This window comes from Pandoraea bronchicola (genome assembly GCF_902459805.1).
GTDB lineage: Bacteria > Pseudomonadota > Gammaproteobacteria > Burkholderiales > Burkholderiaceae > Pandoraea > Pandoraea bronchicola.
Genome location: NZ_CABPST010000002.1, coordinates 693,656 through 706,943 on the forward strand (window position 1 = coordinate 693,656; position 13,288 = coordinate 706,943).

The following is a 13,288-nucleotide window of genomic DNA, read 5'->3' on the forward strand; positions in this document are numbered from 1 at the left end:
GACGTCAACGCGCGCGACACAATATAAGGAAGTCCCCATGACAGATCTGCACAAACACCGCTCCCGCACCGTTACCGAAGGTGTGACGCGCACGCCGCACCGCGCCTTTCTGCGCGCCACCGGCCTCGACGACGCCGCCATCGAAAAGCCGTTCGTCGCCATCGTCGATACGTTTGGCGAGAACACGCCCTGCTCCATGTCGCTGAATCAGATTTCGGATAATGTCCGGCTTGGCGTGGCGGCGGGTGGCGGCGTGCCGATCCGCGGTTCGGCGATCTCCGTGTCGGATGGCACCTCGATGAATCATTCCGGCATGCGCTTCTCGCTGGTGTCACGCGAGACGATTGCCGACAGCGTGGAGCTATTCGTGCGCGCGCATTGTTACGACGCCCTCGTCGGCGTGGCCGGTTGCGACAAGACGCTTCCCGGCATTCTGATGGGCATGGTGCGCGTGAACGTCCCCGGCGTGTTCCTGTTTGGTGGCGCGATGCTGCCGGGCGTGGCCCCCGACGGCTCGCAGGCCACGATCCTCACCGCCATCGAAGCCGTAGGTGCGGCGCAGCGCGGCGACATGACGGCCGAGACACTGAGCGGCATCGAAAAGCGCTGCACGCCGACCGCTGGATCGTGCCCGGGTCAATTCACGGCAAACACGATGGCGATGGTGGCGGAAGTGCTCGGCCTCGCGCCGCTGGGCTCCGCCATGGTCCCGGCCGTCTACAGCGAACGCATTGCCATTGCCCGGCGCGCCGGGGAGAACGTGATGCGCGCCCTGCGCAACGGCGGACCGCTGCCGCGCGATCTGGTCACGCGCAAGAGTCTCGAAAACGCCTGCGCGGCAGTGGCGGCCACGGGGGGATCGACTAACGCCATGTTGCATATCCCCGCGATTGCGCACGAGGCCGGCATCCGATTCACGCTCGACGACGTCTCCGAAGTGCTCGCCCGTACGCCGCTCATCGGTGACATGCAGCCCGGGGGCCGCTACCTGGCCGTCGATCTGCATCATGTCGGCGGGGTGCCTGCGGTGCTCAACGCGCTGCTTGCGGGCGGCCACATTCACGGCGATACGCTCACGCAGAGCGGAGAAACACTCGACGTCGCGTTGCGCGCGTTTCCCGGTCCCGACGGCCGCGTCGTCAAGCCGCACACGGAGCCGCTCTCGCCGAACGCGGGACTGGTCGTACTGCGCGGCAACCTCGCTCCGGACGGCGCCGCACTCAAGACGGCCGGCCTGAAGCAACTGGTGTTCTCAGGCACCGCGCGCGTGTTCGAAACCGAGGAGGACTGCATGGCTGTGGTATCGGCTGGCACGTACCGTGAGGGCGATGTGCTCGTGATTCGCAACGAAGGGCCCAAGGGTGGCCCCGGCATGCGCGAAATGCTGAGTGTGACGGCAGCGATCTACGGCCAGGGCATGGGCGAGAAGGTCGCACTGCTCACCGACGGCCGCTTTTCCGGGGCGACGCGCGGCATGTGCATCGGCTACGTTGGCCCCGAAGCGGCGGCAGGCGGGCCGATCCGTTTGCTGCGCGACGGCGACCGCATCCACATCGATGCCATCAAGGGTAAGCTCGACGTCGAACTCTCCGACGAGGCACTCGCTGCGCGCGCCGCTGAGGCCAAGCCGTTCGTGCGCGGACGTCTGGGCGGCGTACTGGAAAAGTACGAAGCGCTCGTGCGGCCCGCCAAGCTCGGTGCCGTCACGCATTCGGGGGCCGTGGAATGGCCCTATGAAGCCTTGCTCGGGGAGACGCCAACCCACGAGGACACGAATCGATGACTACCCCACGCGTAGGCTTTTGCGGCATCGGCCGCATGGGCGAACCCATGACGCAGCGGCTGCTCGCTGCCGGACACGAGGTCGCTATCTGGAACCGTTCGGTCGCCAAGCTCGCAGCCCTGACCGACGCTGGTGCCATGGCCTGCGTCACCCCGCAGGCACTCGGCGAATGCGTCGACATCGCCCTGCTCTGCCTTGGCGACGGTAGGGCCGTGGAGGATGTGGTGTTCGGTGAGCACGGGCTCGTGCATGCCGCCACGCCGCCGCGCATTCTCGTCGACCACTCGACCCTCTCGCCTGCGTTGACCCGCACCCTCGCGAAGCGCTGGCACGAAGCGACCGGCAGTGTGTGGATCGACGCGCCCGTGTCCGGCGGCACAGCTGGCGCCGCAGCAGGCACACTGGCGATCATGGCGGGCGGGCCGGCAGAGGCCATCGAAACGATCACGCCGGTGCTGCGCGCGTTCTCGTCGCGCGTCACGCGCATGGGCGACACCGGTGCAGGCCAGACCACGAAGCTCGCCAATCAGGCCATCGTTGCCACCACGCTCGCGGGACTGGCCGAAGCCTTCCTGCTGGCCAAACGCAGCGGCATCGATACGTCAGCCGTGCCGTCGGCGCTGCAAGGCGGCTGGGCCGATTCCGTTCTGCTGCAAACGCTGTGGCCGCGCATGGTGACCCCGCCGGCACATGCCACCGGCACGGTTCGCGTGATGCTCAAGGATCTCGATGCGATTGCGGAACTGGCCCACACGAGCGCTACGGTGCAACGCGTGCTGCCCGAGGTGCGCCGTTTGCTGAAGGACGCCGCGCAACGCGGTATGGCGGATTGGGATCTGTCTCAGATATTCCGGATCGGCGAAGCAGAGAGTTCACCGAACGCGTGATGGCGTTTTGAAGTCGCCATGCCCGCTGCGGGGCATGGCCAGCCATCACCGATGACTTACTTGACTTGCACGGTCGCGAAGTTCTGGCGGCCGAACGGGCTCACCTGATATCCCGACACGTCCGAGCGCGTAATCACCGCGGCTATCGGATGCGCCAGCGGAATCCACAACGCATCGTCCTTGATCGTCTTCTGCGCGGCCTGATACTTGGCCGTACGCGTCGCGACATCGGGTGTGCGCTTGCCGTCGGCAATCAGCTTGTCGAGATTCGTATCGCAGAAGCGCGCAAAGTTCGTCCCCGAGGTCACGGCAGCGCAACTGAACTGCGGCGTCAGGAAGTTGTCGGGATCGCCGTTATCGCCCGACCAGCCCATGAACAGCAGGTCATGTTCGCCCGCCTTGCCCCGGCGAATCAGTTCGCCCCACTCCACGGTCTTGATCTGCGCCTTCACGCCGATCTTCGCCAGATCGCTCTGCAGCATCTCGGCCCCCACGCGCGGGTTCGGATTGAGCAAACTGCCTGCCGGACGCGTCCAGATCGTCGTCTCGAAACCTTGCGGGAAACCGGCGTCCGCAAGCAGCTTCTTCGCTTTCTCGATGCTGTGCGGATAGTCCGCCACGTTCTTGGCGTAGCTCCACGTGTTCGGTGGATATACATTGACGGCCGGCGTCGCCGTGCCCTCGAACACCTGCTTGACGTAGTTCGGCTTGTCGAACGCCAGATTCAGCGCCTGACGCACACGCACGTCGTTCAGCGGCTTGTGCTGCGTGTTGATGGCGACGAACGCCGTCATGAAGGCGGGCGTCTCCACCACCTTGAGCGCCTTGTCACCGCGCGCGGCCTGCACGTCGAGCGGCTTCGGCGACAGTGCGATCTGGCACTCGCCGACCTTCACCTTCTGCGCGCGCACGGCGGCGTCGGGCACGATCGTATAGATCAGGCGTTCCGAGGCCGGCTTGCCACCGAAGTACGATGCGTTGGCATCGAAGCGCACGACACTGTCCTTCTGATAGCTGCGGAAGACGAACGGGCCCGTGCCGATCGGACGCGCATTCAGTTCATCCGTCTTGTTGGTGGCGATGAGCTTGTCGGCGTACTCGGCCGAATAAATCGACGCGAAGCCCATCGACAGCATCGACAGAAACACGGCGTCCGGCTCGGATAGCGTAAAACGAACGGTGTTGTCGTCGACCTTCTGCACCGACTTGATCAGCTTGCCCAGCGAGAGCGATTGCGCATGCGGGAAGCCCGACGGCGTGAGCTTGTGCCACGGCGCGTTGTCGTTGAGCATGCGATCGAACGTAAAGACGACGTCGTCGGCATTGAAGGCGCGCGTCGGCTTGAAGAGGTCGTTGCTATGGAAGTTCACATTCGGACGCAGCGTGAACGTATAGGTCAAGCCGTCGGGACTGACTTCCCACTTGGTCGCCAGACTCGGCACGACTTTCGCCTGCGCGGCATCGAATTCGACCAGCCGGTTGAACACCGGATCGGCGGAAGCGTTGGTCGTGGTGAGCGAGTTGTAGCGCACGACGTCGAAGCCTTCAGGGCTGGCTTCGGTGCATACGGTAAGGGCCTTGGCATGCGCTGCGAGAGGCACCAACGGCAGGGATAGGACAGTCAGAACGGCAGCGAGTGTACGACGCGAGCGACGGTGCATGAGCTTCTTCTCCAGGAAGTCGATGACGGTTGGCAAACAGCGGGCCAGAATAGCGCAAATTCAGGACAACTGCCCTTGCACCGCCGCATATGCTTATCTCTGCGCTCACGAATCCTGAAGCTGAATGTCAGTTTTGCCAACCGAAGGCCCGTATCCGATGGACGATGCTGTCGCGCGCCACCGCCACCGTCAGCCGGGAACTGACGGACATGTCGTATAGATAGCGTGTGCGGCCCGCGTACGGCACGCTCACGTAAGGGTGAGCCAGCAACGGAACCTCAGCGCCCGACGCCAGTGCGCCCCCCTCGCCTGCCAGACGCGCAAGACACAGGCGATGCGCGGTGTCGCGCGCAACGGCGAACGGATCGCACGGCCGAGCGCTCACCTTCGCGGAGTCATCCGTCCCGACGGGCGCCGGCGCGTGCGCTGCCAGCGCCACCGGGCCCTGCCCCAGCGCAACGAATAACCACAATCCCGCATGCGCCATATCGACCCACACCTTGCCGTGCGGTCCGTCGCACTCGAGCGACGACACACCGGGCGTTGCCGCCGGGACAGGCGCGTGCGCGGGCGCACAGCGAAACCAGCGGCCGAAAATCCAGCGCAATGCGATGCGCTCCGACAGGAATCGATGGCGCATCTGCTGACGCGGCAGCCGGCGGGCGAGCGAGTGTTCGGCGGCCGACAACCATGTCGCACCGTCGTCGGGACCGCCCGCCGCTGCCCCCGTCGCCCCGAACGGACGCCCGGCCAGCAGAAAGCGCCACAGCCAGAGTTCGTCACCACCACACTGGGGAAAGGGCCGCGCCACGGACGGCCGATGGGCATCGAGGTTGTCTGCGGCCTCCATGCCGCTGCCGGTCAGCGCACGATGCTGCGCGCCGCCCGTCAGCTTGCGCTCGCCCTGACCGAACTGCCCTAGCGGCACGTAGGTCATCGAAGGCGTTGGAATCGATGACACGCGCGGCGTCGAATCAACCGTTCGCTTCAACATCTGCAATTTCGACCTCCACAGGCGAGGTCTCCGATGACAAGTCAGTCTTGTGTATGCCTAAAGCCATCGGCGGCCATTCATTTGATAATGAGAATCATTATCAAATAATAGCACAAGGGTCCGCATAAGAACGGATGAGATCCGGATCGAAAGTGGCGTGGGGTGCGGGGCTTGGCGATGGAGCGGCCGCGCGTGTAGCGGTGCCCCATCGAGACCGTGGCTCGGAAACGCTGACGCGTCAGGCGCTCGCAGGCAGCGGCGGCCGATAGCCCAGCGAGTGACTGGCGGCCAACGCTTCGCGGCGCACAGCTTCGCCGATCGGGCCGTCCATGCGGGCGTCGAATCCGCCGGTAGCGCCGAGCGCCGTGATCACGCCGACGAGGCGACCGTCGTAGTTGAAGACCGGTGCGGCCAGCGCGCTGATACCGGTCAGATTGGTATCGCGCACGCTCGCGCCCTGGGCAGCGCGCACAGACGCCCGGAGTGCGCCGATGGGGTCGGTTGCATCGAGCTGCGCCCGATGCTCCGGCGTGGCGTGCGCCAGCTCGCCTTCGGCCATCGCGAGCACTTGCGGATCGTCGAGCAAGCCAAGGAAAACGCGACCGGCCGCCGACCAGAGCACGGACATCACCGAACCGATTCGCACGTTGATCGTCACCGGCAGGCCCGGCTCTTCGAAACGCACGATGGTCGGCCCCTTGTTGCCCATGACGGCAATAAAGCAGGTGACGTCGAATGCCTCACGCAGACGCACCAGCGCCGGTTCAGCCGCCCGCACCGGATCGGCCTGCCGCATGGCCGCCACGCCGATGAGCATCGCTTCAAGCCCGAGATGGTAGTGCTGCGAGTCGGTATCCTGCGCGACGAGTCCCTCTTCCACGAGACTCATCAGGTACCGGTGAACCTTGGCGGGGCTTTGCTGCACGTGCAGAGCGAGCGCGGTGAGGCTCGCGCGACCGCCCAGCCGGGCCAGGCCCTTAAGCACCGCCATGCCGGTTTCGGCAGACTGCACCCGTTGACGGCGGCCGCGCTCGCGAGGCGCGTCGATCGCATCGGTGCCGGAGGCCGGGAGGCCATCCGTCACGCCGGAAGGCACCACCGCGCTGCGCGGTCGGCCTGCTGTGGGTCGTTTGCTTGTGGTCATCGGCGAGATTTTATGACGCAAATCGCCATAGTCCGACATCGCTGGGCCTAGAGGTTAACCCCAGTCCACCTATTTACGCAATGCGTATTATATTTACGCTTAACAGATTCGGAGAATGTGAATGCTCCCTGACGCAGAGTTGTCGGCCAACCGGAGCCAATCACATCGGGATGAGGAGACGTCCCCGCCAAAGTCGGCCGTCAGTGCGCTCACGCACACGCTGCCCGATCGCGAGCCGCTCCTCTACACTTGTTCCATTGCGTGTGTCGTCGCGAGCCCGGCATGGCCGTCGCCGCACCCGCCCCCAGAGAGCGTGAACGGATGAGCCAAACGATTTCCCCCACCCCCGACACCGCCGCCGCGAGCACTGGCGGCTGCCCGTTTCATCAGACATCCGAGGCCAAGGCGCCCAATGGCTGCCCGGTGAGTGCGCGCGCTGCGGACTTCGATCCGTTCGAAGACGGCTATCAGCAAGACCCGCCGGAATACGTGCGCTGGGCGCGCGAACAGGAGCCGGTGTTCTACAGCCCGAAGCTCGGCTATTGGGTGGTGACGCGCTACGACGACATCAAGGCGATCTTCCGCGACAACATTACCTTCAGCCCGTCGATTGCGCTGGAGAAGATCACGCCGACGGGGCCGGAAGCGAATGCCGTGCTGGCGTCCTATGGATTTGCACTCAATCGCACGCTCGTCAACGAAGACGAACCGGCGCACATGCCGCGCCGGCGTGTGCTGATGGAGCCGTTCACGCCTGAGCATCTCAAGCATCACGAGCCGCTGGTGCGCCAGCTCGCGCGCGAGTACGTCGACCGCTTCGTCAACGACGGCCGCGCCGATCTCGTTGACCAGATGCTGTGGGAAGTCCCGCTCACCGTGGCGCTGCACTTCCTCGGCGTGCCGGAAGAGGACATGGACAAGCTGCGCGAGTACTCCATCGCCCACACGGTCAACACGTGGGGACGTCCGAAGCCTGAGGAGCAGGTAGCTGTGGCGCACGCCGTGGGCAACTTCTGGCAACTCGCGGGCAAGATTCTCGACAAGATGCGCCAGAATCCGGACGGTCCCGGCTGGATGCAGTACGGCATTCGCAAGCAGAAAGATTACCCCGAGGTCGTCACCGATTCGTATCTGCATTCGATGATGATGGCGGGCATCGTGGCCGCTCACGAGACGACAGCCAACGCCACCGCGAACGCGATGAAGCTGTTGCTGCAGCACCCGGACGTCTGGCGCGAGATCTGCGAAGACCCGTCGCTGATTCCGAACGCAGTGGAAGAGTGTCTGCGTCACAACGGGTCGGTCGCTGCGTGGCGCCGCCTGGTCACGAAGGATGTGAACATCGGCGGCATCGACATCGCTGCGGGCTCGAAGCTGCTGATCGTGACGTCGTCCGCCAACCACGATGAAGCGCACTTCGCCGACGCCGATCTGTTCGACATTCGCCGCGAAAATGCCAGCGACCAGCTCACGTTCGGTTACGGCTCGCACCAGTGCATGGGCAAGAACCTCGCCCGCATGGAAATGCAGATCTTTCTCGAGGAGTTCACTCGCCGTCTGCCGCACATGAAGCTCGCCGAGCAGGCGTTCACGTATGTGCCGAACACGTCGTTCCGGGGCCCGGAGCATGTGTGGGTCGAGTGGGACCCGGCGCAGAACCCTGAGCGCCGCGATCCGGCCGTGCTGACACGCCAGTCGCCCGTGCGTATCGGTGAACCTTCGGGTCACAGCGTGACGCGTCCGGTCGTGGTCGAGTCCGTCACACCGGCCGCCGAAGGCATCGTCAAGCTGCGTCTTGTCGCCCCGGACGGCCGCGCCATGCCGCGCTGGGCACCGGGCTCGCACATCGATATCGAATGCGGCGACACCGGGCTCTCGCGTCAGTATTCGCTGTGCGGCGATCCTGCGCACGCGGGGGCGTTCGAGATCGCCGTACTGCATGAACCGGAAGGCCGTGGCGGTTCGAACTGGATTCACACGCAGGTGAAGACCGGTGACCGGCTGCGCATTCGCGGTCCGCGCAATCACTTCCGGCTCGATGAAACGACGTCACGCGCGATCTTCGTGGCGGGGGGCATTGGGGTCACACCGATCGCCGCCATGGCACGGCGCGCAAAGACGCTGGGCATCGACTACGAAATTCATTACAGCGGCCGCAGCCGCCGCACGATGGCACTGATCGACGAGCTCCAGGCCCTGCATGGCGAGCGCCTGCATCTGTGGGTGAAGGACGAAGGCCAGCGCGCCGACTACGCCACCCTGCTCGCGACACCGCAAGACGGCACGCAAGTGTATGCCTGTGGCCCCGTGCGCATGCTCGGTGGTCTGGCGCAATGCTGTGCGCACTGGCCGGACGACACGTTGCGCGTCGAACATTTCCAGTCGCAACTGGGCACGCTGGACCCCGAAAAGGAGCATGCGTTCGAAGTCACGCTGAAGGATTCGGGCATTACGGTGACAGTGCCGGCGGATCAAACGTTGCTCACGGCATTGCGCGCGGCGAACATCGACGTGCAGAGCGACTGCGAGGAAGGTCTGTGCGGCTCGTGCGAAGTGCAGGTGCTGGAGGGCGAAGTGGATCACCGCGACGTGGTGCTCACGCGTGCCGAGCGCGACGCGAACACGAAGATGATGTCCTGCTGCTCGCGCGCTTGCGGTAAGAAGCTGGTGCTGGCGCTCTAAGCCGCGGTGTCCGCCGGAAGGACGACGGGGCGCTGCGGCGCCCCGGGTATCGATCCACCGCTTTGGATCTTCATCCGTGCTGTGGCTTGTGCAGCATCGTCACCAGCGCGATGAGCGCCAGCACCGCGAATCCGCACATGACGGTTGCGAGGGGACGAGGCGAACCGTCGTTGAGCACCCCCAGCAGGCCGCCTGCGGCGAAGCCGAAGCCATACTGCACGCTGCCGACGAGCGCCGCCGCGGCACCGGCGCGCGTCGGGTGATTGGCCAGCGCGCCTGCCACCGAATTCGCGGTGATGATGCCACGCAGCGACATGAACAAGAACAGGAGCGCGACCATCAGCGGCAGCCACGCAAAGCCCAGCCACACCGTCGCGCACAACACCGACGTCACGATGGCGCACCCGATGATGCCGATGCGCATCAGACGGTATGGCCCTACCTGCCCCACACGACGCGAGTTGAACATCGTCATCGATGCCATCCCGACGATATTGATGCCGAACAGCACCCCGAAGAACTGTGGCGACACATGGAAATACTCCATGTACACCAGCGGCGTGCCGGTAATGTAGGTGAACGACGCGCCGAAGACCGCCCCGCCCGCCACCATGTAGCCAACGAAATGGGGGTCGCGCAACAGTTGCCAGTACGACGCCACGACAGCACGCGGGCCGCCCGACTGCCGCGCATGCACCGCCCCGGTTTCAGGCAGACGCCACAGCGCGAACATTGCCACCACGCCGAACACCGCAAGAATGCCGAAGATCACGCGCCATGTGGTGAAGCGCAGCATCTGCCCGCCGACGAGCGGCGCCACGATTGGCGCGACGCTCATCACCAGCAACATGATCGAAAAGGCGCGTGCACTGTTGCGCGGCCCATAGACGTCGCGCACGATGGCCTGGGCAATCACCGGCATGGCGCATCCGCCGAGAGCCTGCACGAAGCGCCACATCATCATGTGGTCCATGCTGTCGGCGAACGCACAACCAATGCTGCCGAAAATGTAAAGCGCGATGCCCGCCGCCATCGGCCGGCGGCGCCCGAAGCGGTCCGCAAGCGGGCCCCACACGAGTTGTCCGAACGCGAAACCGAGGAAGAAGTATGACAGCGTGAGTTGCGTGGCCGCAGCACTCGCGCCCAACTCGTGGCGCATCGTCACGAGTCCCGGCAGATACATATCCGTGGACGCCGGCGCGATCATCATGAACAGGCCGAGAATGCCCAGCAGCACACGCTCGGAAGGCAACGCAGAAGAGAGTTCGGACGTCGAGGTCATTATCGTTATGATGATTCGGCACGACGCCTGTCGCGCCGTAGAGAACGTCGCGAAAACAACGACGCCCGCCATGATAACGCTGGCGGGCGTCGCGCTTTCATACTCGATGGTTATCGGACCCTTAACCGCTGCTTATGGCACCGCCCGCGGGTTCGACGCATCGCCATCAGTTGGCCGCTGCCGTGCGCAGGTTGGCGCCGTTGCTGCGCTGTGTGCGAGCAATCGCCAGCACACCGATCAGCGACACGCACGCCGGCACCGCCGCCGCGAGGAACAGCGACGATGACGACCATTGCAGATGCATCAGCGCACCGCCCAGCACCGGGCCGAGTACCGAGCCGATCCGGCCGATACCCAGGCTCCAGCCGATACCGGTCGAGCGCAGTGACGTCGGATAGTACGTTGCGGCCAGCGCGTTGAGCGCCGGTTGTCCGCCGATGATCGAGAAGCCCGCGAAGAAGATGGCGACGAACACCGCGACCATCGACACCATCACGACCGGATTGCCGATCGCCGCCGTTGCCGCAATCGCAATCAGGAAGGTCACGGCCAGCACGCTCGTGAAGCCCACCCGGTCAATGACGCGGCCGAGCAGCAGCGTGCCGATCACGCCGCCCGCCCACAATGCGGTCCCCGCCATCACGGCAACCTGCGTCGAGTAGCCGGCATCGCGAATCACCGTCGGCAGCCAGTTCGACAGGAAGTACATATCGAGCAGGTTGGCGAAGTTGATGACCCAGAGCAGTAGCGTCACGCGGGCGCGACCGTCCTTGAACAGTTCAATGAACGGCACGCCCTTCGCCTTCTGCTCGTCGAGCACAAAACGGGCGTCGACCGGAACGCTGGCCTTGGGAGCGACGCGCAACAACTGCTTGCGAATACGTGCGGCGTCGCTCTTCTTGAACATCAGGAACTGAATCGATTCGGGCAGCGAAATCCACATCAGCACGCCGAGCACCAACGGGATCGCCCCGCCGATGTAGAACACTGCGCGCCAACCCAGACTCGGAATGATCGCCGCCGTGATGAGCCCGCCGACCACGCCCCCCAGCGTAAAGCCGCAAGACACCATCATCATGAGCGACACGCGGATGCGGCGCGGGCTGTACTCACCGGCGAGCGCCATGGCGTTCGGCATGATGCAACCCAGACCCAATCCGGCCACAAAGCGCCAGACGACCAGCTCCGTGATCGTGTTCGCGAAGCCGGTGAAGATCATGCACACCGCGAAAAACAGCGTCGCACCGATGAGCACCGGACGGCGACCCAACTTGTCGGCCAGCGCCGAAAACGTGAGCGACCCGACCAGCATGCCGAACAGCCCAGCACCGAACACCGGCGAAAGCGTTTCCTTGGCAATGCCCCACTCGCGGATCACTACCGGGGCGACGTAGCCCATTGCCTGGACGTCGAATCCGTCCACCACCAGGCACATCGCGCACAACGCAATCACCCACCACTGATAGGCGCCCAGACGACTCTCGTCGATCAGCGTGCCCACATTCACTTCTGCTGCTTTCATCCTGTCTCCAAACGTTCTCGCAACTTCGTGTCATTGCGTACCCGGTCGAGGCGCCGGCTTCTCCAGTCGTTGCCTCGCACCAGGCACTCTGCTGCCCCGGTCGGGCATGCAGGGCATTTCATGCATCGGGCCGGAGGATGGATTTGCCACATCCTCTCGCGCATAAAATTACGCTTTGCGGAAGTTTATATCGCCGAACGTAAATCAATGCTTGGTGTTAACACTTAGATTCCCGGGGAATGCATGACACGATGGGCGCAGCGAGCCAACGGCGGGCGGATGGCCCCGGCTGTGCGCTATCGCAGTCGGATGTGTTGTTTTTCTCCATCCGGAGAGGGAGACCACGCCCGGGAGATGCACCAAAGGGCTATGCGGGGCGGGGAATTGGGTGGCTGACGCACAAAAAAGCGACGAATTGTCGCACTTGTGGTTTTTCTACAGATTTTTTCAGCAAAGGTTAACCCTTCTAGGGATTTCCCTGATATAGTTGCACCTGTCTCCTCCACCTCCTCCTGGTGGATTTCACGGCCAGCAAATTGCTGGCCGTTTTTTTTGGCTGTCGATCCCGCGCGTCCTCACCGCATCGGCAATAGACCGTAATGCACGTGCGGCGCCGACCTCGCTGACCGTACGCCTTCCTGCGCTACACTCGTTGCCATGAAACTCGCGCCGCTCGCTACCCTGCTTTGTGCTTTGCCGCTCGCCGGCTGCTATGTCGTGCAGTATCCGGGAGGCGCGCTCACGCTCTCCCCCAGCCCTGTCGCACCGCAAGCGATGCGCGCCGCACCAGGCGCCCCGGGTGCGGCAGATGTCTCGACGGCGCCGGTGCCAACGCCGAGTGTCGTCGCCGCGCCAGTGAGATCGTCGCCCGCACCGCCGCCGCCTGCGGGCACGGCTGCACGTCAGAGCTATCCGAATGGTTCGCCCGTGCCACCGGATTACCGGCCGTCGACCCAGCAAACGCCGCGCACGCCCGTCTATCCCAACGGCTCGCCCGTGCCTCCGGATTATGTGCCGCCGCCGACCTCGCGCGTGCCGTCGGGCACCGTTGCGTACGCGCCGGACCCGGGCTACGCGACCTATTCGACCTATCCCGGCTATCCCGCCTATCCGGCGTATTCGGCCTATCCCGCCTACGCGGCCTATCCGACATATCCCACGTATCCGGCATATTCGGCATATCCGGCCTACGCACCGTTTTACCCGGCCTTCGGCCCGTCGCCTTGGCTCAGCAACGTGTCGTTTTCGTTTTCATGGGGACGCGGCTGGGGGGGATGGGGCGGGCGCTGCTGCCATCGCTGGCGCTGAACGGCCGCCTTCCGTGGAACGGTCT

The 13,288-nt window shown here is 64.6% G+C and carries 9 protein-coding genes; 4 read left to right on the forward strand and 5 right to left on the reverse strand.

What is annotated here, in order from left to right:
* The first annotated feature begins 37 nt into the window (after positions 1–37).
* Complete coding sequence (gene ilvD, locus PBR20603_RS07250; RefSeq protein WP_150558833.1) at positions 38–1,783, forward strand: dihydroxy-acid dehydratase; 1,746 nt, start codon at positions 38–40, stop codon at positions 1,781–1,783.
* Positions 1,780–2,670, forward strand: a complete 891-nt coding sequence (locus tag PBR20603_RS07255; RefSeq protein ID WP_150558834.1) for an NAD(P)-dependent oxidoreductase — start codon at positions 1,780–1,782, stop codon at positions 2,668–2,670. Before ilvD ends, PBR20603_RS07255 begins: the two co-directional genes overlap by 4 nt.
* A gap of 56 nt (positions 2,671–2,726) precedes the next feature.
* Here the strand turns inward: PBR20603_RS07255 and PBR20603_RS07260 are convergent, their stop codons facing one another.
* From PBR20603_RS07260 to PBR20603_RS07270, 3 genes are all read right to left on the reverse strand, one after another.
* The gene (locus PBR20603_RS07260) at positions 2,727–4,331 is read right to left on the reverse strand and encodes an ABC transporter substrate-binding protein (protein WP_150558946.1); all 1,605 of its coding nucleotides are present in this window, start codon (positions 4,329–4,331) and stop codon (positions 2,727–2,729) included.
* Between the two features lie 127 nt (positions 4,332–4,458).
* Complete coding sequence (locus PBR20603_RS07265; protein ID WP_150558835.1) at positions 4,459–5,325, reverse strand: 4'-phosphopantetheinyl transferase family protein; 867 nt, start codon at positions 5,323–5,325, stop codon at positions 4,459–4,461.
* A gap of 238 nt (positions 5,326–5,563) precedes the next feature.
* Complete coding sequence (locus PBR20603_RS07270) at positions 5,564–6,409, reverse strand: IclR family transcriptional regulator (protein WP_425495793.1); 846 nt, start codon at positions 6,407–6,409, stop codon at positions 5,564–5,566.
* Between the two features lie 381 nt (positions 6,410–6,790).
* On the opposite strand from PBR20603_RS07270, the gene PBR20603_RS07275 reads away from it, so the two are divergent.
* Entirely contained in the window at positions 6,791–9,151 is a 2,361-nt protein-coding gene (locus PBR20603_RS07275) for a cytochrome P450/oxidoreductase (RefSeq protein ID WP_150558837.1), read from the forward strand.
* 70 nt (positions 9,152–9,221) lie between these two features.
* Here the strand turns inward: PBR20603_RS07275 and PBR20603_RS07280 are convergent, their stop codons facing one another.
* Positions 9,222–10,433 carry a multidrug effflux MFS transporter gene (locus PBR20603_RS07280; RefSeq protein ID WP_174977816.1) on the reverse strand — a complete coding sequence of 404 codons (1,212 nt, stop codon included), beginning with the start codon at positions 10,431–10,433 and terminating at the stop codon, positions 9,222–9,224.
* Between the two features lie 166 nt (positions 10,434–10,599).
* Positions 10,600–11,955 (reverse strand): MFS transporter, encoded by a 1,356-nt coding sequence (locus PBR20603_RS07285; RefSeq protein ID WP_150558839.1) that lies wholly within the window; start codon positions 11,953–11,955, stop codon positions 10,600–10,602.
* Positions 11,956–12,612: 657 nt separating this feature from the next.
* Here PBR20603_RS07285 and PBR20603_RS07290 point away from each other — a divergent pair.
* Positions 12,613–13,263, forward strand: a complete 651-nt coding sequence (locus PBR20603_RS07290) for a hypothetical protein (protein WP_150558840.1) — start codon at positions 12,613–12,615, stop codon at positions 13,261–13,263.
* The last annotated feature ends 25 nt before the right edge of the window (positions 13,264–13,288 follow it).